The organism is Vibrio rhizosphaerae, from assembly GCF_024347095.1.
GTDB lineage: Bacteria > Pseudomonadota > Gammaproteobacteria > Enterobacterales > Vibrionaceae > Vibrio > Vibrio rhizosphaerae.
The window spans coordinates 2,129,625-2,152,679 of record NZ_AP024903.1; the positions used below are offsets into that span (position 1 = coordinate 2,129,625).

General features: G+C 45.9%; 20 protein-coding genes. 5 read left to right on the plus strand and 15 right to left on the minus strand.

Annotated elements, in window-relative coordinates; all coding sequences use genetic code 11:
• Positions 1 to 5 precede the first annotated feature (5 nt).
• On the plus strand, positions 6 to 2,150 hold the full coding sequence (pta, locus tag OCV37_RS09115) for a phosphate acetyltransferase (protein WP_038179516.1): 2,145 nt from the start codon (positions 6 to 8) through the stop codon (positions 2,148 to 2,150).
• 147 nt (positions 2,151 to 2,297) lie between these two features.
• Here pta and OCV37_RS09120 read toward each other — a convergent pair whose 3' ends face one another.
• Positions 2,298 to 3,245, minus strand: coding sequence for a glutathione S-transferase family protein (locus tag OCV37_RS09120; RefSeq protein WP_038179515.1), 948 nt, complete (start codon positions 3,243 to 3,245; stop codon positions 2,298 to 2,300).
• A gap of 513 nt (positions 3,246 to 3,758) precedes the next feature.
• Here OCV37_RS09120 and OCV37_RS09125 point away from each other — a divergent pair.
• Positions 3,759 to 4,682: an aminoimidazole riboside kinase gene (locus OCV37_RS09125; protein ID WP_038179514.1), complete on the plus strand. Its 924-nt coding sequence runs from the start codon at positions 3,759 to 3,761 to the stop codon at positions 4,680 to 4,682.
• A 68-nt stretch (positions 4,683 to 4,750) separates the two neighbouring features.
• Here OCV37_RS09125 and OCV37_RS09130 read toward each other — a convergent pair whose 3' ends face one another.
• Together OCV37_RS09130 and OCV37_RS09135 are read right to left on the minus strand one after the other, a co-directional pair.
• Positions 4,751 to 6,379, minus strand: a complete 1,629-nt coding sequence (locus tag OCV37_RS09130) for a glycoside hydrolase family 32 protein (protein ID WP_038179513.1) — start codon at positions 6,377 to 6,379, stop codon at positions 4,751 to 4,753.
• A 127-nt stretch (positions 6,380 to 6,506) separates the two neighbouring features.
• Complete coding sequence (locus tag OCV37_RS09135; protein ID WP_038179512.1) at positions 6,507 to 7,493, minus strand: LacI family DNA-binding transcriptional regulator; 987 nt, start codon at positions 7,491 to 7,493, stop codon at positions 6,507 to 6,509.
• Positions 7,494 to 7,765: 272 nt separating this feature from the next.
• Here OCV37_RS09135 and OCV37_RS09140 point away from each other — a divergent pair, with 272 nt between their 5' ends.
• Complete coding sequence (locus OCV37_RS09140; protein ID WP_038179511.1) at positions 7,766 to 9,205, plus strand: sucrose-specific PTS transporter subunit IIBC; 1,440 nt, start codon at positions 7,766 to 7,768, stop codon at positions 9,203 to 9,205.
• A 58-nt stretch (positions 9,206 to 9,263) separates the two neighbouring features.
• Here the strand turns inward: OCV37_RS09140 and OCV37_RS09145 are convergent, their stop codons facing one another.
• From OCV37_RS09145 to OCV37_RS09160, 4 genes are all read right to left on the minus strand, one after another.
• The gene (locus OCV37_RS09145; RefSeq protein ID WP_038179509.1) at positions 9,264 to 10,547 is read right to left on the minus strand and encodes a sensor histidine kinase; all 1,284 of its coding nucleotides are present in this window, start codon (positions 10,545 to 10,547) and stop codon (positions 9,264 to 9,266) included.
• Position 10,548: 1 nt separating this feature from the next.
• Positions 10,549 to 11,223 carry a response regulator transcription factor gene (locus OCV37_RS09150; RefSeq protein WP_038179507.1) on the minus strand — a complete coding sequence of 225 codons (675 nt, stop codon included), beginning with the start codon at positions 11,221 to 11,223 and terminating at the stop codon, positions 10,549 to 10,551.
• A 148-nt stretch (positions 11,224 to 11,371) separates the two neighbouring features.
• On the minus strand, positions 11,372 to 12,163 hold the full coding sequence (locus tag OCV37_RS09155; protein WP_211252040.1) for an ABC transporter ATP-binding protein: 792 nt from the start codon (positions 12,161 to 12,163) through the stop codon (positions 11,372 to 11,374).
• Entirely contained in the window at positions 12,160 to 13,215 is a 1,056-nt protein-coding gene (locus tag OCV37_RS09160; protein ID WP_038179503.1) for a FecCD family ABC transporter permease, read from the minus strand. Before OCV37_RS09160 ends, OCV37_RS09155 begins: the two co-directional genes overlap by 4 nt.
• A gap of 335 nt (positions 13,216 to 13,550) precedes the next feature.
• Here OCV37_RS09160 and thiD point away from each other — a divergent pair, with 335 nt between their 5' ends.
• The gene (gene thiD, locus OCV37_RS09165) at positions 13,551 to 14,393 is read left to right on the plus strand and encodes a bifunctional hydroxymethylpyrimidine kinase/phosphomethylpyrimidine kinase (RefSeq protein WP_038179501.1); all 843 of its coding nucleotides are present in this window, start codon (positions 13,551 to 13,553) and stop codon (positions 14,391 to 14,393) included.
• A 26-nt stretch (positions 14,394 to 14,419) separates the two neighbouring features.
• Here thiD and OCV37_RS09170 read toward each other — a convergent pair whose 3' ends face one another.
• The 8 genes from OCV37_RS09170 to OCV37_RS09205 all read right to left on the minus strand — a co-directional run bounded on the left by OCV37_RS09170 (position 14,420) and on the right by OCV37_RS09205 (position 22,402).
• Entirely contained in the window at positions 14,420 to 15,763 is a 1,344-nt protein-coding gene (locus tag OCV37_RS09170; RefSeq protein WP_038179499.1) for a response regulator, read from the minus strand.
• A gap of 275 nt (positions 15,764 to 16,038) precedes the next feature.
• Positions 16,039 to 17,352, minus strand: coding sequence for a sensor histidine kinase (locus tag OCV37_RS09175; RefSeq protein WP_157634910.1), 1,314 nt, complete (start codon positions 17,350 to 17,352; stop codon positions 16,039 to 16,041).
• 43 nt (positions 17,353 to 17,395) lie between these two features.
• Positions 17,396 to 18,715 carry a sensor histidine kinase gene (locus OCV37_RS09180; protein WP_038179497.1) on the minus strand — a complete coding sequence of 440 codons (1,320 nt, stop codon included), beginning with the start codon at positions 18,713 to 18,715 and terminating at the stop codon, positions 17,396 to 17,398.
• Between the two features lie 8 nt (positions 18,716 to 18,723).
• A complete protein-coding gene (locus OCV37_RS09185; protein WP_038179495.1) occupies positions 18,724 to 19,305 on the minus strand; it encodes a chemotaxis protein CheC in 582 nt (193 codons plus the stop codon).
• Positions 19,302 to 19,667: a response regulator gene (locus OCV37_RS09190; RefSeq protein WP_038179647.1), complete on the minus strand. Its 366-nt coding sequence runs from the start codon at positions 19,665 to 19,667 to the stop codon at positions 19,302 to 19,304. Before OCV37_RS09190 ends, OCV37_RS09185 begins: the two co-directional genes overlap by 4 nt.
• Before the next feature lie 121 nt (positions 19,668 to 19,788).
• Positions 19,789 to 20,943: an HDOD domain-containing protein gene (locus OCV37_RS09195; RefSeq protein ID WP_038179492.1), complete on the minus strand. Its 1,155-nt coding sequence runs from the start codon at positions 20,941 to 20,943 to the stop codon at positions 19,789 to 19,791.
• Between the two features lie 12 nt (positions 20,944 to 20,955).
• Positions 20,956 to 21,309, minus strand: a complete 354-nt coding sequence (locus OCV37_RS09200; RefSeq protein WP_051680423.1) for an Hpt domain-containing protein — start codon at positions 21,307 to 21,309, stop codon at positions 20,956 to 20,958.
• A 229-nt stretch (positions 21,310 to 21,538) separates the two neighbouring features.
• On the minus strand, positions 21,539 to 22,402 hold the full coding sequence (locus tag OCV37_RS09205; protein WP_038179490.1) for an SDR family oxidoreductase: 864 nt from the start codon (positions 22,400 to 22,402) through the stop codon (positions 21,539 to 21,541).
• 160 nt (positions 22,403 to 22,562) lie between these two features.
• Between OCV37_RS09205 and OCV37_RS09210 the strand changes: the two genes are divergently transcribed.
• Positions 22,563 to 22,982, plus strand: a complete 420-nt coding sequence (locus tag OCV37_RS09210; RefSeq protein ID WP_038179488.1) for a winged helix-turn-helix transcriptional regulator — start codon at positions 22,563 to 22,565, stop codon at positions 22,980 to 22,982.
• Positions 22,983 to 23,055: the final 73 nt, after the last annotated feature.

Below are 23,055 nucleotides of genomic sequence, written 5' to 3' on the forward strand. Positions count from 1 at the left end.
TACTCATGTCTCGTACTATTATGCTGATCCCTATCAGTGCCGGTGTTGGTTTAACCAGTGTCAGTCTTGGGGTAATCCGCGCGATGGAGCGCAAAGGCGTTAAGGTCTCGTTTTTCAAACCAATTGCCCAACCTCGTCACGGCGGAGACCAACCGGATCTGACTTCAGCCATTTTAAGTTCAAGCAGCGATATCAAAATCGCTGAACCCATGCAGATGTCAAAAGTTGAAACATTGATTGGTAGTGAACAGATGGATGTTCTGCTTGAGACCATCGTGGAAAGATATAATCAAGTGAACAAGGATTCCGAAGTCACTCTGATTGAAGGTCTGGTTCCAACCCGTAAACATCCGTTCGCCAATCAGGTCAATGCAGAAGTTGCCAAAACTCTCGGTGCTGAAATTGTCTTTGTCGCCACACCGGGAACAAACAATCCAACCCAGTTGAAAGAACGGATTGAAGTGGCTTGTTCAAACTTCGGTGGCACGAAGAATAATAATATTTCTGGTGTCATCATCAACAAGCTCAATGCACCGGTTGACGAAGACGGCCGCACCCGCCCTGATTTGTCTGAAATTTTTGATGATAGCGATCAAGCTAAACAGACCAATCTTGAAGTGATGCAAATCTTCAACTCCAGCCCGATCCGGGTACTGGGCTGTGTGCCATGGCGTATCGATCTGATTGCGACACGTGCGATTGATATGGCAAAACACCTGAACGCAGAAATCATCAACGAAGGTGAAATCAACACACGCCGGATCCGAAGTATTACATTCTGTGCCCGCTCACTACCGAACATGATTGAGCATTTCAAACCCGGCTCTCTGTTGGTGACTTCGGCCGATCGTCCTGATGTGATGGTCGCCGCAGCGTTAGCAGCCATGAACGGTGTCGATATCGGTGCGGTACTTCTGACCGGTGGCTACGACATGCCAGAAACGATCATGAATTTGTGCCGTCCGGCATTTGAATCCGGTCTGCCAATCTTTAAAGCCCAAGGAAATACTTGGCAAACATCACTGAACTTACAGAGCTTCAGTCTGGAAGTTCCAGCGGATGATAAAGAACGGATCGAGTTCGTCAATGAGCATGTTGCCAGCCATATTGACGGGCCGTGGATTGATTCTCTGACAGAAGGTACACAAGGTATTCGTCGCCTCAGTCCGCCAGCTTTCCGTTACCAGCTCACCGAATTTGCACGTCGTGCAAATAAACGCATTGTGCTGCCCGAAGGTGATGAACCTCGCACGGTCAAAGCCGCTTCTATTTGTGCTGAGCGTGGCATCGCAGAGTGTGTTCTGCTGGGGAATCCGGAAGAAATCAAACGCGTCGCCATCCAACAAGGCGTGGAATTGGGTACGGGTATTACCATCATCAACCCAAGCGATGCACGTGAACAGTATGTTGAACGTTTGGTTGAGCTGCGTAAGAACAAAGGGATGACGGAAGTTGTCGCCAGAGAACAACTGCAAGATACTGTTGTACTCGGCACCATGATGCTGGAAAAAGGTGAAGTTGACGGCTTGGTTTCCGGTGCAGTGCATACAACGGCCAATACCATTCGTCCCCCATTGCAATTGATTAAGACGGCACCGAATGCGTCACTCGTGTCTTCAATCTTCTTTATGTTGCTGCCGGATCAGGTTCTGGTTTATGGGGATTGCGCCATCAACCCGGATCCAAATTCTGAGCAACTGGCTGAGATTGCCATTCAATCGGCTGATTCAGCCGCTGCATTTGGCATTGAACCACGGGTTGCGATGATTTCCTACTCAACAGGAACTTCAGGTCAGGGTGCGGATGTTGATAAAGTTCGTGAAGCAACTCGCATCGCCCAAGAAAAACGCCCTGATCTCATCATTGATGGTCCGCTTCAGTACGATGCAGCAATTATGGAAAACGTTGCCGCATCGAAAGCGCCGGATTCACCGGTTGCAGGGAAAGCGACAGTATTTGTATTCCCCGATTTGAACACCGGTAATACAACCTATAAAGCGGTACAGCGTTCTGCTGATTTGGTCTCTATCGGTCCAATGCTGCAAGGCATGCGTAAGCCTGTGAACGATCTGTCTCGTGGTGCACTGGTAGACGATATTGTTTACACCATCGCTCTGACAGCGATTCAGGCAAGCCAAGAACAGAAATAATATCTGACGGCTCGTAACCTTAACAGAAAAGCCCTCACTTCAAATTTGAAGTGAGGGCTTTTTATTATTTACCCTGATGCATTGTGAATCGTCACTCAATCACAGACACTCACGGTTATCGATTTACACGGCATCAATTCATTACCGTTAATCGAGGTGATCTCTGCCATGTGGAGAGAGCAGATCCAGCTCAGGGCCAACCGGGACTACCTGAGTCGGGTTAATCCCTGTATGACTGAAATAATAATGTCGCTTGATATGATAAAAATCGGTCGTGTCTTGAATACCCGGCACTTGATATAACTCTCTCAGATAACCGGACAAATGTTTATAATCCGCAATACGCCGTTTATTACACTTGAAATGCCCGACATAGACCGAATCGAAACGAATCAGGGTGGTAAATAACCGCCAATCCGCTTCGGTCAACTGATTACCAACCAGATAACGGCTCCCCGCAAGGTGCGCATCGATTCTATCCAGTTCGTCGAATAATGCTTCATAGGCTTCTTCATAGGCATCCTGAGTGGTCGCAAACCCACACCGATAAACCCCGTTGTTCACATTCGGATAGATCCGGTCATTCCAATGATCAATCGCGGCTTGTAATGCTTTAGGATAAAAATCCAGCGAATTACCGGTCAGATGATTAAATTCGCTGTTAAACATCCGAATAATCTCAGACGACTCATTACTCACAATCGTATTGGTCTTTTTATCCCAAAGTACGGGAACAGTAACCCGTCCGGTATAATCCGGTTTGGCATGCGTATAAACCTGATACAGACGCGTATGACCAAATAGCGGCTCCGGCATCCCGAAGGTCCAGCCTTCAGACATCATATCCGGACAGACAATTGTGACATCAATGTGCTCATTCAACGCTTTTAGCTGACGAAAAATCAGAGTGCGATGTGCCCATGGGCAAGCCAGAGAAACGTAAAGATGGTAACGTCCGGATTCCGGCTGAAACGGCGCATCAGGTTCGTTCCGAACCCAGTCACGGAAGCCCGCATCTTCACGAACAAACCGCCCTTGCTGGCTCTTTGTATCGTACCAAACATCATGCCATGTACCTTCAATAAGCTTTCCCATAAATCCCCCTTATCTCTGTATCAATGGATTATAGGAAAAGACAGCCTGATTCAACACTCATTATCTCTGGCTTTCATATTCAAATAATTCGAATAAACAAATATATATGCTGCCATACGTCACACTAGCATATAAAAAAACAAATCATCGGACACGAAATTCTATATTTTTCCATCATTAAAAATGATGATAAATAATAAAAACACCGACTCAATATAAACATAAAAACACATATAAAATAAATTAAATAATAAAAAAACCAGCTATATATTGAGTAAAAAATAATAACAAAACCTGCACAACCCTACCCTGCACGCGATAAAAAATGCCTTATTTTCTTGCTGATGGCGCACTAAACCAGTAAGCAAATATACCGTTCAAAAACCTCAGCAGAACAAACATAAAGCATTGATAAATATAAATAACATAATGATATAGCTATCATAATAATACGTGATAAATTGATGCTGTTCAGGTAAAATAACAACCGTCGAATATACAGGAGAGATCACAGTGAATACGATATGGTTAACCGGAGATGCTGTCGTTGATTTAATCCCTGACGGTAAATCTCATTATTTAAGATGTCCGGGAGGCGCCCCCGCAAATGTTGCTGTTGCGATTGCTCGCTTAGGTGGTAAAAGTGCATTTTTTGGCCGCGTCGGTTATGACCCGATGGGTAAATTCATGCAACAAACATTGACTGAAGAATCGGTTAACACCGATTATTTATTGCTTGATAAAGCACAACGAACTTCCACTGTCGTCGTTGATTTAGATGATCACGGTGAACGTAGTTTCACCTTTATGGTAAAGCCGAGTGCAGATCAGTTTCTAACCACTGATGATATCCCACAGTTTCAAGCCAATGAATGGTTACATGTGTGCTCCATTGCACTGGCAAATGAACCCAGCCGAAGTGCGACAATCGCCGCCATTCAACAAATCAAACAAGCAGGCGGATCATTCAGTTTTGATCCCAACCTGAGGGAAGAAGTCTGGTCAAACCCGACAGAAATGATTCCCACTGTGATGCAGGTTATACGTCAGGCAGATGTGGTTAAATTCTCCGCAGAAGAACTCACGTTACTCACGGACACAGCAACCGTTGATGCCGGACTCAAAGCGTTGGCTGCATATTCTATCCCCTTGATTGTCATCACATTAGGCGCAGATGGAACACTCATTGTCAGTCAGGGTGAGCAGATCAAAGTCCCGAGTCGTCCGGTGAATGTTGTTGATACCACAGGTGCCGGCGATGCTTTTGTCGGGGGAATGCTCTGTCGTTTAGCGGAATTTGAACAGTGGAAAAACCGGGACACGATCGTTGATGCTGTGACATGGGGAAATTGCTGCGGTGGTTTGGCAACGACACAAAAAGGGGCCATGACCGCTCTGCCACATCGTCATGAATTACTGGAACTCATTGACCATTAACGGATAAAAATTTTTTAAAACAACCAACGGGTGAAGCAACAACCGCTTCACCCGTCCCTAAATAGATGCTATGCACAATAAGGCGCCGCTGGCGCATGAAGTTCGTAAACCTGTAAATTCACTGTGGCATCTTTGACAGATAGTCGTGTGGCGGACTCCGGTGTAAAGACCCGGGTCGTCATCACGGCTTCACCATGATTAATAAAGATTTCCAGTGACGAACGATCAGCCAGAATCTGCAATGCAACACTGCCGGAAGATAATTCAACTTCGCGGACAGTATCCCCTTCTTCAATCTGCGTCTTGGTGCGATCCAGTAGTAAGCGATGTTTAATCGGATCGAGATAAATTTCAACATAGTATTGGTCATCTGCGAACAGACGCAGCCGGCTTCCCCACTCGAGTTCGACAAACAGTTCAAACGTTTTCGTATGCAAATCGACCGAATCATTATCTAATCGGATATCACGTAATTCACCCCGCAGGCTTGCCAATTCCCGGAGCGGATGCTGAACAATTTTTCCACCGACAAACTCAAGCTCACGCAATGCCGTCAGCTGATGAATCCAACCGGAATGACAAGTCGGATGCTTCAATTCATCCGGTAACCCCATCCAGCCACACATCACCCGACGCCCATCCGGTGTTTCCATACTCTGCGGTGCATAAAAGTCGAAACCGTGATCCAAAACCTGAAGCTTTTCAATTGAAATTTGATCCTGCGCGTTGAATGACACCTGAGCGATTCGATTCTGGTGGGGAACTGTATTAAATTCACTTTCAGACTGAATACCTTGCGGTGCAAACACAAAACAATCCTGACCATTCAAACTGAAAATATCCGGGCACTCCCACATGTACCCAAAATCACCCAGTTCATGCCCATACAGATTATCAAATTGCCAATGTCGAAGATCTTCAGAATGGTAAACCGCCAAACGGCCTTGCAGCGCGGTGGTTTGTGTTCCGAGAAACATCATCCACTTACCATTTCGATGAATCACTTTTGGATCGCGCGTGTGCCCAGTAACACCCGGTGGTAATTCCCGGATGACAGGCCCGATCTTATGCAGCGGTTCTCCCGCTTGTGAAATCGCGGCACATTGCATTGTTTGACGATCGCGTTCCTCGCCGAGCCTGACATTCCCCGTATAAAAGACCATCAACTCTTGATCCAAACTGACTGCATGACCGGAATAAACGCCGTGACTATCAAACCAGTCTGACGGTGTCAGGGCAACACCATTCCATCGCCAATTCAGTAAGTCATCACTCCGTGTATGAACCCAATACTTATCGGTATGGGCACAACCAACCGGAGACCACTGATAAAATAAATGGTACTGCCCATGATGAAAGATGAAACCATTCGGATCATTCAATAACCCACGCGGGGGCGCAATATGCCAAGACGGACGATAATGACAGGCAACGGGTTGTGCCAACTCAGTCAGTTGTGTTCTTTGCTGTGCTTCGATGGCTCTTCCCAGACGGAATAAAGCCGCTTCATCCACACTCTCATCAGATAAAGCAGTGAGATGCCATTCTTCTAATACTTTTTCAAGAACGACATCAACCGGCAAATCCTGAATTACATCCGGATTTCGGACCGCGAGAGAAACATGATGTTCTGGCAGCAGAACCCGGTAGATATTACTGACTCCGCCAGCCAACTCGATGAGGTCTTCTAAGCACATGTATCGATAATCCTATTTTCTTGGGAACGTTCTCAAAATATAGATCTATTCAAAAATTGCAAGAGTACGCCATGAATTGGTCATACCAAATTCATATTATGTGAACATTGGCACAACTCTTCACCGGTTAGCAGGTTTCACGTTCAATATTCTCGAAAGTCAGCACCACTTTGCTCATTTCTCTGCCACGTCCCTCGATTCGATCAAGCAGCATTCTCGCTGCATTTTCTCCGGCTTTATCGAAGGCGTAATTAAACGTTGAAAGCGATGGATTACTGATATAAGCCAGCTCATCATTACCAACTCCCAGCACTTTGACCTGCTCTCCGACGGAGATTCCCATTTCCCGCATCGCTTTAATCGCACCGACAGCAATTCGGTCTGTTGCACAAAATAGTCCATCGGTTTCCGGGTATGCCAGCAAAAATTCACGGGCCAGACGGTAGCCCGACTCAATCGAGAAATCACCGTGGGCATGGAAAAGAACTTGCTGCTGCTGCATGTGCAGCGATTTTCCCAACCCTTGAGACCGAAGCTCATCCACAGCCAGATCATCGGTCTGTACACCAATAAATCCGATCTTCTGGCAACCTTGCGCGAGTAAACGCTGACCGGCTTCATAGCCAACACGAAAATCATCATGAATGATACTGGGGATATTATATAAAGAGCCATCCTGCCCGATCAGGACGACCGGAACAGAAGACTGCTGAATGGCTTTGATCAATGGCATATCCAGATGCGTCGCAAAAAATACAATGCCTTCAACCCGCTTCTGATTAAAGATCTGGATATACTCGAGTTCTTTACTATGATTCTGGTGGGTATTGGCCAGCAAAACATGTTTTCCTGCAGGCTCAAAAATGGCCGTCAAACCATCGACTCCTTGTGCAGTTGCATGTGATGAGACCCTCGGTACGATAACGCCAATTAGGTTCGTTTTCTGAGATTTCAAATCTTTTGCAACCTGATTGACGACATAACCACATTGAGAAACAGCTTCTAAGACTTTGATTTTAGTCGCTTCTTTCACGCCATATTCATTGTTAATCACCCGCGAAACTGTTGACTTTGAAACACCGGCTAACCTTGCGACATCATGTAAACTCGCCATTCCGTTTCCTTATGACTTTGGAATCAATTGCAATTATACCCAGCAGGCCTACAGAAAACTGGGGATAATGTGTCACCTTCAGTCGTGACAACGTGATTTTACCCTTGTTTTCATCATAATTCGTCGTCCCATTAGCGATCTGACTCACATAATAGTTCACATGGTTTTGACCATTTATCAATTATTGACAAAAATCCAAATTGCAAACGTTCCCAAAACATAAAATGATGAATACACAAAAATATAATCCAATAGCAGAATCGGAGTAAGTTATGGACTATCCAGTCATCGCGAAACAGCTGCTAGAGCATCTGGGTGGCAAACAAAACATCCAAGCCCTGGCACATTGTGCAACTCGTTTAAGATTAGCACTCAAAGACGAATCCGTGATAAATGAAGATGCAATTAGTGAAATAGAAGGTGTCAAAGGTCAATTCAAAGTCGCAGGGCAATACCAAATTATTTTTGGTTCAGGCATTGTCAACCAAGTCTACGCAGCCATGTCTGAAGCAACCGGAATGGCTGATATGTCAACCAATGATGTTGCACAAGCGGGTGCCCAGAAACAGAACATCGTCCAACGGGCAGTAAAAGGCCTGTCTGACATTTTTGTTCCCATCATTCCTGCGATTGTTGCCGGTGGTCTATTGATGGGGATATTTAACGTCCTTACGGCCAAGGGGCTGTTCATCGATGGTCAGTCCCTGATTGATGCCAATCCGGGATTAGCTGACCTTGCCAGCATGATCAATACTTTTGCCAACGCACCATTTGTTTACTTACCTATTTTACTGGCGTTCTCTGCAACCAAAAAATTCGGTGGCAACCCATTCCTCGGCGCTGCACTCGGGATGCTGATGGTTCATCCGGATTTACTGAATGGCTGGGGATTCGGGAGTGCATCGGTTCACGGTACAATCCCGACCTGGAATATTTTAGGCTTTGAGATTCAGAAAGTCGGCTATCAAGGGTCGGTACTCCCGGTTCTTGTGTGTGCATTTATTCTGGCGAAAATTGAAAATAGCCTGCGGAAAGTGGTTCCTTCCGTTTTAGATAACCTGCTCACACCGCTATTGTCGCTGTTCATTACTGGCTTCCTCACATTTACAGTGGTCGGCCCGTTCACACGCGATTTAGGCTTCTTGTTGGGTGATGGTCTCAACTGGTTATACGAATCAGCAGGTTTCATCGGCGGAGCCATCTTTGGCTTGATCTATGCGCCTTTCGTCATTACCGGGATGCACCACAGCTTCATCGCGATTGAAACTCAACTTTTGGCGGATATTGCAGTCACAGGCGGGACATTTATCTTCCCAATCGCGGCGATGTCTAACGTTGCGCAGGGCGCAGCATCTCTCGCTGTCGGAATGATGACCCGGGATCAGAAATTGAAAGGGATTGCCATCCCATCCGGAATTACAGCGCTACTTGGTATCACAGAGCCAGCCATGTTCGGTGTTAACTTAAAAATGCGTTATCCGTTCATTGCTGCGATTACCGGTTCAGCGGTCGCCAGTGCTTTCATTACCTTTTTCCATGTTAAAGCACATGCACTGGGAGCGGCGGGTTTACCGGGAATTATCTCCATCAATCCGGCAAAACTGAGTTATTATATTATCGGTATGGCCATTTCGTTTATCACGGCCTTCGGATTGACGTATGCTCTGGGTGTGAGAAATAAAGCGAAACAGCAACCCAACGCTGTGGCTTAACGGCTCCACCTTTATCCCCCTAGCCCATCAATGATGGGCTTTTTTTATCTCTCGTGACTCAAACGGATTCACTCTCCAGGTCAACCGCAGTGAAACTGATATACACATCTCTCCCGGCTGCCAGCTCCTCAACATGATAAGGCCACTGATAATGTTCGATAATACAACTGGTTAATTGCAGTCCCAAGCCGAACCCAAGACTCTCATCCGTTTCGCCAATCGCACTATAATTTCTAATTTTGACCGTCTGCCCTAACTGCACAATTTCCACCTGACCATGATATGTATGCTGAAAAGCATTCCTGATCAGATTTCCCAATACAATTCTGACCATTGCCAAAGGTAATTGATAGCTGGCAGGCTCTGTTTCGATGGTAATATCAATCTCTTTATCACGAACCAGATAGTCCAGTTCGCAGCAGATTTGATGGACTAATTTTTCCAGATCCACCAGCTCAGTCGATAAATGGTCAAACTTGCCCCGGTTCAGCCAAAGCAGCGTTTCACACAGCTCGGTCATGGTCATCCCCGCCCGGAGAATCCGATCCAACACTTCCTGTTGCTTTTCTTCTGTGCCCTCTTTTTGCAGGAGACGTTTCATCAACTGACTATTACTTCGGACAACCGAGATCGGTGTTCTTAATTCATGGCTGGCATGAGACAAAAACTGTTTCTCCCGATTTAGAGCCGTCTGCACCGACTGTAAACTCGAATGAATAATTTCAGCCAGATTATTTAACTCGTTGTAGTAGAAATCAGGCGCAGCACGATTCAGATTGCCGGAAGAGAGTTCTTTTGCCCAACCGATGAGACGTTCAACCGGAATCGCAATTCGATGCAGTAGTACCACCATAATCAATGCAAAGAGGGTAATAGCAATGATGGCATAAATCATAATGCGCAGATAATAATTCGTATCCGCATTATTTTGCTGGAGATGAGAAAGAATATCGGTAAAAACCCAGGAAATATAGAAGGTCCCTTGAGGGGCATCGTCATAACGCAATACAAAAGCAGCCGCGGTAGGAATATCAAACCAGTTATCGCGTTTGACATATTTGCCAAAAGCCTGATGAGCCTTTAATTTCGGAATATGCTCCCTCACCAGTTCAGGGGTATCCTCCCAACGTTGATAAACAGCAAATCCCTGTAGGTGGTTATTCTGTTGAACCTCTGAATTGGCAATCTCTCGTGCCATTTGAGTCATGCTGTAACGAATGGTCACGTCAGAGCCTTGGATAAAGAAACTCGCAGCCAAGGTCGAGAACACCAGAACGACCAACGTCCCGACCGAAATCACAGCAAATAAAAAATAGATCTTCAAACTACGACGAATTTGCATATCAGTCTTCCGCGGCTTTGATAGCAAAACCAAAACTGGGAACGGTATGAACCAGCGGTTTGAAACCCTCTTTATTGACCTGCTTGCGCAAGTTGAAGATATGAACTTTCAAACTGTTGCTATCGGGTTGTTCACTGCCCCAAACGGTCTGGATCAGTTTTTCCCGGGAAACTGTCGCGGGAGACTCACGCATCAGAATTTCCAGAATTTTGGTTGCTATCGGAGAAAGCTTCAACAATTCACCGGCCCGGCGAACTTCTTTACCGGCCAAATCTAACTCCAGATCGTCGACAACCAATTTTGAAACTTGCCCGCTCTTACGTTTCGATAAAACTTTCACCCGCGCAATTAACTCCTCCATCTCAAACGGCTTCACCAGATAGTCATCTGCGCCTTTCGAAAATCCTCGGAGTTTATCGTCAAGGGTATCTTTTGCGGTGAGCATCAGAATCGGGACTTGAATGCCTTGAGAACGGACCCGTTCACAAACAATCAGCCCCTCGATTTTAGGCAGGTTTAGATCCAGAACAATCACATCATATGTATGCGTGGTGATGAGATTGTAGCCAATCTGTCCATCGGCCGCATAATCTGCTTCTATGTCCTCAAGCGCCATGTAATCAATGATGGCCGTCGCCAAATCTAAATCATCTTCGACAAGTAATACTTTCAGCATCTGAAATTCTGACCACCCTCTTACCCGCAATTTTACCTGACTGTCCAATCATGATGATGTGCACATTCAGGTGCCGTGTGTCAATATCCACACGCAATGTAATAAAATTTTGGTTAAGAGTCGGTTAACTTCATCAAGAAGCGAGACATTATGCTGCGGCGCGATTGACTCGATTTGAGCGTAAGGTCCGCACGAAAGGGATCCCCTGCTGATCATGGGTCACTTCCGCTTCAACACCATACACATCGCGAATCAATTCCGGGGTTAATACCGTTTGCGGGCATCCTTGTGCGACTACCTTGCCCTGTTTCAGGACGAGTAAATGATCTGCGTATTGTGCGGCCAGATTCAAATCATGCAGCACCATCAGGGATACCCAGCCCTGACTTTCCGTCCGCTCGACCAAATGATCCAGCAAGACATGCTGAAAATGAAGATCCAATGCACTCACCGGTTCATCCAACATTAAAATCTCAGGACGACGCATCAACGCCTGCGCAAATAAAATCATCTGACATTGGCCACCACTCAGGGTCCGGACATCCCGGTTGGCCAGATGTAATAATCCGATTTGCTCCAATGCTGTCAGCGCATCTTTCAGCATCTGATCATCAACCCGCAGACTCAGTGCATCCAATTGACCAAGCAAAACCACCTCAATCACGGTCAGGCTGACATCCAGCCGAATATCCTGCGGCATATAACCAAATTGCTGACGCCAGGCTGAAATCTTTTTAGGCTGAAGGGACTGCTCACCAAAAACAATCTCCCCGGATTGGGGACGAATATCGCCAAACAGGGTTTTCAGCAGTGTGCTCTTACCTGTGCCATTCGGGCCAATAATGACGCTTACTTTGCCGGGCTGAAGGCTGAAACTCATTTGATCAGCCAGAGTTAACCCATCAATATTTAAATTTAAGTCAGTCACATGCAGCATCATGAACGCCTTTTACCAATAATGAGCCAGAAGAAAAACGGTACACCGATAATTGCGGTGACAATCCCAATCGGAAACAGTGCGCCAGGGACAATGACTTTCGAAAGCACCGACGCACTGGACAGTAAAAAAGCCCCGATCAGAAAAGATAACGGCAGGAAGAAGCGCTGGTCTTCCCCCACTAACATCCGGGCAATATTCGGTGCAACAATCCCGACAAAACCAATGATGCCGACAAAGCTGGTGGCTGTGGCTGTCATCACCGCAACGATAAACAGCGTTTTCAGACGTAAACGGGCGACATGAACCCCAAGACTTTTAGCCCGCTCTTCTCCCAGCCGCAGCGCAGTCAGTTTCCATGAATCTTTCAATAACATCAGTAAACAGACAACAGTCACGACAGCGGTAATAATCAGATTGACCCAATTTGCTTTCGAAAGACTACCAAATAGCCAAAACAGGATCTGCTGGCTCAATTCCGGAGAAGAGACAAATTGCACCAGTGACAGCAAGGATTGAAACAGGAACAGCAGTGCAATCCCGGCCAGAATTAACTGACCGGAAGTGATATGACGCATCATTGCCAGCGCAAAAAGAAAACAGGCGGAGAGCATACAGCAGAAAAAAGCGCCCAATGGGACAGCAATGTATGACTGGAGCCCCAGAGAGTCCATATACAGCATCAGCGCGGCACCAAACCCGGCGGCGGCAGCCATCCCCAATGTATAAGGACTCGCCATCGAATTATTTAACAGGGTTTGCATTTCCGCACCACCAATGCCGAGCGATCCGCCCACAATGACGGCCATCAGGGCAATCGGCAATCTGAGATTCGTCACGATCACCTGAGTCATTGAATCGACTGGGACAGAAAAACCCAACCACTGTAATATGGCGTTCGTGACCTGAGAGACATCCAGCATCGACGGTCCCGTGGCAACATCGAGAACAAACGATACGACCAATACAGCCAAAATGATGCCAATAACCGTCCAACGCCGTCTTTCATTGGCTCTCTGTTTCGCAACCGCTTCAAGCATTAAATCGACTTGCATGTTTTAACTCCGGTGACAATATGGCCGGCTCAGACCATAACTTCTATCATGAATCGGTAACTCGGACAGCAAAGTTCCCTCATACCTTCATCATCAACATTCCCCACTGCTCTGACTCGTCATATGAATCACTGGTGATGATCCGTTTCATTTAGAAAATCAGAAAGAGGCTGCATTATATCTAAACAAATATGAGAGTCATTCTTATTTTCAAAATAATCACTTCTCTGTCAGGATGCAGCGGTTGATATTGCATCGATTCGATGTTTAAAATCATGCACGTTGAAGTGACAGGCGAAGCTCCCTGACAGCACAACTCAAAAGGACACCCAGTTATGATTTCGTCTCCCTTATCATCGATTCCGGTTGTGCTGACCATTGCAGGTAGTGATAGCAGTGGTGGTGCCGGGATTCAAGCCGATATCAAAACGATTTCCGCAACAGGCAGTTACGCCTGCTCGGTCATTACCGCATCCACCGCTCAAAATACTCAAGGGGTATTCGATGTATTACCGCTTCCCGTCAGTCATGTGAAACAACAACTGGATGCGGTATTTTCAGATTTAAACATTGTGGCCGTCAAAATCGGAATGCTCGCCAATGCAGAGATTGTAGAAGTGGTCGCCAACAAACTTCAGGCTGTTCATCCCGACCATCTGGTCATCGACCCGGTGCTATTATCAACCAGTGGCCGGAGATTACTGAGTCAGGATGCTTTGAAGCCATTACAAGAGATGCTGTTTCCAATGGCAGATTTAATCACACCAAATATTCCGGAAGCCGCGGTGCTGCTGGGCTATGCATCAGAAAATTCCGGTGATGAGTCAGCAGGGGCACGCCCCGGAATGATCGCAGATTTAAAGCGACTCGGTTTACCTGCCATTTTACTCAAAGGTGGTCATGCCGATGACCCGCATTACAGCCAAGACTGGTTGATCACAGACTCAGCAACGACCATGTTTAGTGCGCCCCGGATTCATGAATTAAACACCCACGGCACAGGCTGTACACTCTCTTCAGCGATTGCTTCTTATCTGGCCCGCGGTGATTCACTTTCTTCAGCTGTTGCAGCCGCTAAAACTTATATTTCCGGAGCCATTCGTCATGCAAACCAATTGGACGTGGGACAAGGAAAAGGACCGTTACACCATTTCTATCGATACGCTGGCGATCGATAATGCATTCATCACTGAGATATCTTGTATTAGCCAATATAAACCGTAATCGGCATATTGGTCTGTTTCTCAATCGACTTCAGTCGAGACAGTAATACGGCACTAATAGCGTTTCCTGCGGTGAGCATCAGATTACCGTTCGGTAGATAGAGATCGCGTTTGATAACCATCCCCGGTTTAATTTCACTCAGCCCGATACAGAGTTCGACCCCTTCTTCGACCTGACTGGGTTGCTTCAGCATCTCAAGGTAGATATCCACAACCTGAGGATCATACATTTCCCCCGCCTGCTGTTTGAGATAGCCTTGTGCACTGCGGGTGGTCATTCTTTTCGGGTTATAAGGTGAAGCGACATAAAAATCATAGTCTTTCACCACTTTAATCACTCGGGCACCGATCGGTATTTCCGGTCCTCGCAAATGGTCCGGCCGACCCAAGCCATTAAAGAGTTCATCCTGATGGCGAATAATTTCAACCAACGGCTCAAAGCGCTTGATCCGCTCGACAATGGTTGCCCCGACAACCGCATTGGCACTTGGTGAAATCGGCACCTGACTTTCCGGATCAACTTTGGTCATTTCAATTTCCGAGTCCCGGGCGCCAATCAGACCAATCTGGTGCATCAGACCACATAAATAGATATGACCGATTTCGGTCTCCGGTAATTTCAGACGTTGTGCGACCGATTTCGCCTGATTGGCAATTCGCTCAGCATGATCCGCCGGGAACCCTGTCCGATGCTGAATAATCGCGGTCACCATGCCCAGAATATCTCTGAACGTTTTATTCCGGCTTTTCAACAGCATTTCTAGCCGGGTATTCGACGTACTTAAGGCTTGGGTTCTTTCTTGAACTTGTAATTCTAATTGATGATTAAAATCGGATAATTTTTGGTTGGAGTCTTCCAGCGCCTGATTCATCGTTTCAAGCTGTTGATTGCGCTCTTCAAGCTCTTGGGATAAGCGTTCTTTCTCTTTGGTTAAGCGGAAAAACTCTGCGGACTTAGCAACGATTAATTTTAAATTTTCATTGTCCCAGGGTTTACTGATATAAGTATGAATGCCACCGGCATTGACAGCTCTCACGGTAGACTGAATATCACTGTATCCCGTCAGTAGAATACGAATGGCATCAGGCGCAATTTCTTTCGCCTGAGATAAAAACTCCGCACCATCCATCTCGGGCATGCGCATATCGGAGATGATGATCGATACTTCGTTCTCTTGCAAATACGTCAAGGCTTCCCGGCCATCATTAAAACTCACCACATCATAATCAAGACGCAGCACCCGATTGAGCGCCTTCAGAATATCATTTTCATCATCCAGTAAGAGCAGTGTCAGTCGTTCTGATGCTGTAGCATGACTTTCCATGATGATCGCTCCCGCTTCTGTTAGCTTTGAGAGAACAATATTGCGCTTGTTCTGATAAAACCGGACTACCGGCCTCGCATGAATGCCAAGGAAATTTTCTCTGTAAGTAATTCAATTATATTATACTTTTCAAAGGTTGGTGAAAAATGTACCAGACCTTGCCACCACCATCCTGATTGAGTCCGGGAAATGGTTCATCCGCGTCCTGTGACAAAGTCTGAGAACCGCATATTCATCCTCATCCAAGTCCATGAACCCTCATCAGTACAGCGCGCTTAAGGCAGACTCACAACACAAGGCAACCGAATCACCGCCAGAGTCCCTTTGCCCAATTCAGACTCAATTGAAATGAAACCCAAATGTTCTTCGATAATTTCTTTGGCAACAGAGAGTCCTAACCCGGCACCACTCCCCACTTGTTTGGTGGTAAAAAACGGTTCAAAAATATGTTGCAAATGTTCCTTGGAAATCCCCTTACCATTGTCTTGAATCGATAAACGGACGTTACGCTTTCTCGGCATGAGCACACTGGTTTCATATCCCAACTGGATAGAAATGCAGCCACCAGCATGTGTAATCGATTGGAAAGCATTCATGAGCAGATGGATAAACGCTTGTTGCAGCTTATTAGATTGCCCTTTGACATACATGGGTCGCTCCGGTGTCTGATAATCCACCTTAGCCCGTAGTTTGAGTTCACCCAGAATCAGCCCCAGCGATGAACTAATCACATCCCGCAGATCAACCACTCCGACGTTTGAACTGGATACATGGTTATAGACATTCAGACTCGAAACAACATTCTGAATTCGGGTTAGTCCTTCAAGTGTTTCTGAGATAATGTCGGCACTGTCATCCAACAGCGTTTCTACAGATGTGCATTGTGAATCAGGCAATGTTGAAACAACGTGTTTAAACTGGCTCATGTAGGCGCTGAGCGTTCCTAAATTACTCATAATAAATCCCAAAGGATTATTAATTTCGTGGGCAACGCCAGCTGCCAGTTTTCCTAAAGAGGCAAATTTTTCAGTCTGCTCGACATCCCGGTTGTTATACATCGTTTCGGTCGATGTTATGTAGGTCAGAGCAATCTTCACCACATCAATAATATAGTGTAGTGTCTCTAAATTTTTTTGATGACACAGCGCCTCAGACGGTGAAGTCAGGAACATCGTATAGTGACGAGAACCGATCTGGACCGTCACGACCAGAGCTTGACTGACGGTGGGGAAAAAAGGCGCATAATTCTCCGCCCAAAAACTGGATTGTTCGAGTTGCTCGATAACACAAAACTCATCTTGAGTGAATATCGGGAAGAATTGCTCCCGGATCGGCCCCGTTAATACCGGGCGAGAACGTATCAGGCGGAGAGAACCCAATTCATGGACAGCAAATAGGTAAACGTCGGTGTCTGCAAATGTTTCACTCATGAAGTCCACAAACAGGTCGAGACTATCGTCCTGAGTCTCGGTGATCAGCATCAGCCGCAGAATGTCCAGAGCGCGATGCTGTTCTGCACACAACGGTCCGGCTTCAGAGAAAATCATCGGCTTGACTTGCATATCGTGCTTTATTGACGGATGTCCCACATTATCTATCCTTCAGTGTCCAGACCGAAACCCAAAACGTGACTCAGTTTGTTGCCGATTCAACAACTTCATCGGTTGCCGTCACTTTATTGATCGGAAGCTGAATAATAAATTCACTGCCGACACCGATCTCACTTTGGACCGCGATTGTTCCTTTATGCGTTTTAATGATCCCATACGATACCGATAATCCTAATCCGGTTCCGGAACCAACAGCTTTCGTGGTAAAGAAAGGATCAAAAATGCGATCCTGAATTTCAGGCGGAATACCGGTTCCCGTATCACGAATCCGAATTTCAACATAGTGTTCATTGGCTTGATGTACGGAAATATAGATGGTCCCTTCCCCATCAATCGCCTGACTGGCATTGAGTAAAATATTCAGCAACACCTGATTGATTTGCATAGGCTGACAATAAACGTCTGGAATATCAGTCTGGTAATCTTTTTCAATCGTAATACTGTACTTAATCTCGTTATGGATAATTTTTAGGGTCGATTCTATCCCATGAACAAGGCTGGCATATCCCCATTCCGAACCATCAATATGTGAAAAATCTTTCAGGTTTTTCACAATAGACATCACCCGGGATGAACCTTCCAGTGATTCCTGAATTAAATCAGAGGTATCTTCCAAAATAAAGTTCACTTGTTGCTGATTTAACAGCGTTTCACAATGTTCTGCTAATGCACTATCCCCGGCTCCCTGAATCATATTTTTCATTTCATCAATGACTTGACTCAAACGTTGAAAGTAATCATGCAAGGTCTGAATATTCGATGTGATAAAGCCGACCGGATTATTAATTTCATGGGCGATCCCCGCGGATAACTGGCCGATAGACGCCATTTTTTCCGATTGGATCAACTGTCCTTGCGCCTCTTCCAGTTTCTTAATCAACATTTTTTGTTCTTGATGCTCGATTTCGAGTTGTTGTGAAATCTTGCGCAGTTGTGCTTGCTGGCTGGCTTGAATGGTCACGTCATAAACACAAAGACAGACATGCTCAATCGTACCGTCTTCATTGTGGATAGGGATCACTTCCAGATTTTGGAACATTTGTTCTTCTTCGCCGGAAACCGGGCGAGAACTTTTGAAGGGTAAGACGTGTGGTTTTTGCTCCCATGATGAAAAACTTGATGACTCAATCACTAACGCGGTATCAATCTTTCGTTTCAAATAATCAGCGGACTGAGGAAAAAGCGTCAGAATATTCTGTCCCTGCATTGTGTCACCAGCGTAGATTGCCCGTGACTGAAAGTATTCATTCGCTTTTATAATCACGTAATCATTGCGAATAATACACAATGCAAAATTGAGCTGATCTAACAGATCTGACAGCAATAACCTACTTTTAGCCATACTGACTCCTATAATAATTCATCTAGGCGCTCAAGCATTCTGTCCAATTCCCTGTCAGCAAAACAAATGATCGTTCTTGCTGAAAACGAGTCTTTTTCAATCAGAAACGAAATTTCCATAATCAGGGAAAGTTTCCATTCAGAGACAGGTAGCGGTTGTTTTGAGGGTTCAAATAATACTGGCGGCTGAATTTTAGTTTTAACTTCGATTTGTTCACATAACCCCCGGAGGCTTGCCCCAGACAAAATATTCGAAATATCCAGAATACTTTCTTCTCCATTCACAGAATCGGAACTATGCCCTTTGATTCGGTTCAGATCTGCCACAATTTGTTGGCATCCGCCCCGGCTGAGCAACGTAATCAACTCACCATCCATCCCCCCAAAAAATGATTGCCGCGTATAGTAGTAATCCATCTCCGACTTTTTCAGACGGACGAGATCTTCATCCGTAGCTAAACGGATATTCGGCACAGAAATCGTGACATGGCGATCCAGTAAGGTCGCTAACTTATTCGCGGCCCTCCCCATCGATATATTCATGAACTCTTGGAGTGCATCTTGATGATCTGCAGAAAAAATTGTATTCATAGCAATCCTACCCCATGTAATACATGTTCTAATTGTGTCGGGTCTAACGGCTTCTGAATAAATGATGCAGCACCTAATTGTTTGACTCTTTCCTGAGAATAAGGCTGAATGTCTGCGCTAATCACGATCACCACCGTTTTTGCATCAATCTGATGCAGGTGCTCTAAAACTTCAAACCCATCCATTTCCGGCATGGTTAAATCGAGAAACATCACATCGGCCAGTCCCTGATTATAATTGTGAATCGCCTCTTTCCCGTTCGACGCTTCATGGATACTCACATCCCACCGCTCAGGTAACGCCCTCATCACCGATTTACGCGACATTTTTGAATCATCTGCTATCGTTACATTCATCACCATTGGCATTTCCCCTCACGTTCAAAAAACAATCAACGCTGTTGTGATATTGTTCATAACTGTATTCTTATAACCAGATTATTTATCATCATATTATTCATAAAATATTTTTATAATCATAAGGTTATGCTGCTTCTAATAATAATGCGCTTAACGTCAATACAACATTGCCAATAGCTTCGGGCAATTGCTCAGCGACTCGCTTGAATTGTTCTTCCGTCTTGAATTTTTCAATCCTATAAGCCAGACCGACAATGCTGCCATACACAGCCGTCTCATCCTGACTGAGAAAATCGATATGACGCTGAGATAAAATAATGTCACCGATCTCAATATCATACCCCCATAAAATCAACAGATAAGCCGCCGCTACATGGTGGTCATAGTAGCCCTCTTGTAACCCCAGATATGTTCTGACATTTTCAAGTGTCGCACCTTCTTCCAGCACGATCAGTGTGCCGATAGACGTTAAGAGACTGGCAACAAATACTTTATCCTGTTCACCACGGGCAAGATTCATTTCTTTGGCGATCAGCCTCGCAACAGATCCGACTTTCAAAGCGCGTTCGGCAACTTGCTTATGCTGACCCGGTGAAACCCGGTGATGAGGAATTTGAGTTAATAAAGAAACAGCAATCGTCTCAATCAGGGTTGCTCCCAATCGGCTGACTGCTTCTGAAAGTGAATCGGTATGTCTTCTGAATCCGAAGTATGATGAGTTGGCAATTTGAAATATCCGGGCAACTAACGAGGGCTCATGGCTGATCACTTCAGCCATTAAATGCATATCACAATTGGGGGAGGCAATCACACTCTGCAATTCATGAACCGTATTCGGCAAGACAGGTAAACCGGATAACGAGCCTAACTTCTGACGACACTCGGCATTAAACGGCATTTTATGTAAACGTTCAGCACACTGAAACAGGTGCTCAAAATCTTCCTGAGTAAATGGCTTCGGCAAAACAAAGTGGGCATAACCGTGGGCTTTTTGGGGTAACTCTTGCGTTGTATCACCGGTCAGCAAAACCCGGATCGACTCCGGCAAATTCATTTTGACTTCATTGAGTAATGCATCACCGCGCTTCTTTGGCATCAGCAGATCAGAAATAAATATTGCCGGACGTTCAATGTCTGAATCCGCCATGATCTCCTGCCATCTCATCGGCTCATCAAGCAGCAGAAACCGCCATTCGGGACGCAAACGACGCACCAGACGACCAATGGCCTTCAACATAAACTCATCATCATCAACACATACAACTTCAAGACTGACCATATAATCTAACCCTTAACTCTCAGAATCTAAATAATGGTTAATCTCTCGCGTCAGTTCATGACACCATTGTTCAACCACACTGAGCTGAGTCGTCTGCGCACATATATTATCCGCTTCATTGAGCGAATCCGTTTCAATTTTCTGAAGGACTTCCGCAAGCTCATCGGCACCGATAAAACGGGCGGATGATTTCATCCGGTGCGACGTCATTCTGACATGTTGTACATCACCTTCCTGCCAGTAAGCGCTTAACTCGGAAAATGCACCGTCCAGTGAGGTTAAATAACCACGAAGCATCTCACCAACATTCTCTTCACCAACCATCTCTGCAACCCTTGATGGCTGAAAATACTGAAAGTCCGCCATGACCATTCCCCAAAATAACCGAGCTAAAACCGATACATAAGATTTACGAACGCTGTTTTCTCAATGCGTTAGGTTTAGTGTAGCTGATTCTGAGCGACGCGAAGGGTCAAAAAAGTGCGCCTGTTAACAGAAATCTCGATGGTCTGTCAGAGAGGAATAAAAAATCCCCCGAAAGTGGCTTCCGAGGGAGAGTCAATGGAGGGAGCCTCACGATATCATGACGATACGGCTACTTCATAATCTCTGACAGCGTCTCTTGAATCGTCACCTTAATCGGTGTACTGGGATGGCCGATGAGCTGACTGAGATCACTGGATGCGCTGAATAGATCGCCTGCCGCTGCGCCGGTTTCAGAGTTTCCCAGCACCATCGGAAAAGGCGCCGGAACACCTGCACTTTCCAAGGCCTGAATATAGTCCGCTTCAGACAAATTTTGATAAGCAATGGTCTGTTCTGTCGCTTCAGACAGATAGCCCGCAAATTCAGTCAGTGTAAAACCATGATCACCCGCAAGTTCATAGATTTTTCCGGCCTGTCCTTCATGTGTCAGAACATGCGCTGCGGCCGCCGCATAATCACGGCGCGGCGCAGCAGAAATACGACCGTCTCCGGCACATCCAATCATCACGCCCTGTTGCAGAATCGCAGGGATCCCCATGGTATAGTTTTCTGAATACCAACCATTTCTCAAAATCACAGCAGGGACTCCGGATGCCTGAATCAAGGCCTCTGTCGCCACATGCTCTTCGGCCAGCATCAGGGAAGAACGCTCAGCATTTAAAATACTGGTATAAGCCAGTAAGGCAACATTGGCAGCCTGCGCGGCTTCAATCACAGTATGATGCTGACCCGTGCGCTGTCCGACCTCACTGGACGAAATCAACAGCACTTTGTTCACACCGACAAACGCCTCACGCCATGACTCAGGTTGGTTATAATCCGCATACCGTACCTGAATGCCCTGTTCGGCCAAATCCTGCGCTTTATGAACATCACGCACCACTGCGACAATTTGTGCTGCAGGTACCTCTTGCCGTAAAGCTTCAATCACGAGACGGCCAAGCTGACCGGTTGCGCCAGTAATCGCTAACATAATGTCTCCTTTTACTTTGAGTTGTTTATCTTCTCCAAATCAACCACTCAGCCACAGCCTCAATCACGATTGGAAATGACAGATGAATTGCTCATATGGCCGACTGACCTTATAATAAAACCAAAACTAACTTTAAGTAAGTACGTACAAAAAGGTAAGTATGAAAAAGAGACTTCAGCTTGAACAATATCAGCGCGGCAATGTTTTTATCGCGCAATGTCCTTCCCGGGAGGTGCTCAATCACATCACCAGCCGCTGGGGAATTTTGGTATTAGTCGCTTTGAATGACGGGACACGGCATCGCTTTAGCGAACTGAGAAGAAAAATTACGGGGATCAGTGAAAAGATGCTGTCGCAGACGCTGCAAACGTTGGAACGTGATGGTTTTCTGACTCGGATTGCCCATCCGGTAGTGCCGCCTCATGTTGAGTATCAACTCACCTCACATGGGCACACCGTGACCCAAAAAGCGGCGGTGCTTGTCGAATGGCTCGAAGACAATATTATCGATATCCGGCAGATTCAACATCAATATGATCAGGCGCGGATGGATCACGAATCATCTCCCATCAAAAAATAAGCGTGCCGACAGCACGCTTATTCATTGCACAAACATGAGTTATCCACATGAACGGCAAACAATGGGCAGTGTC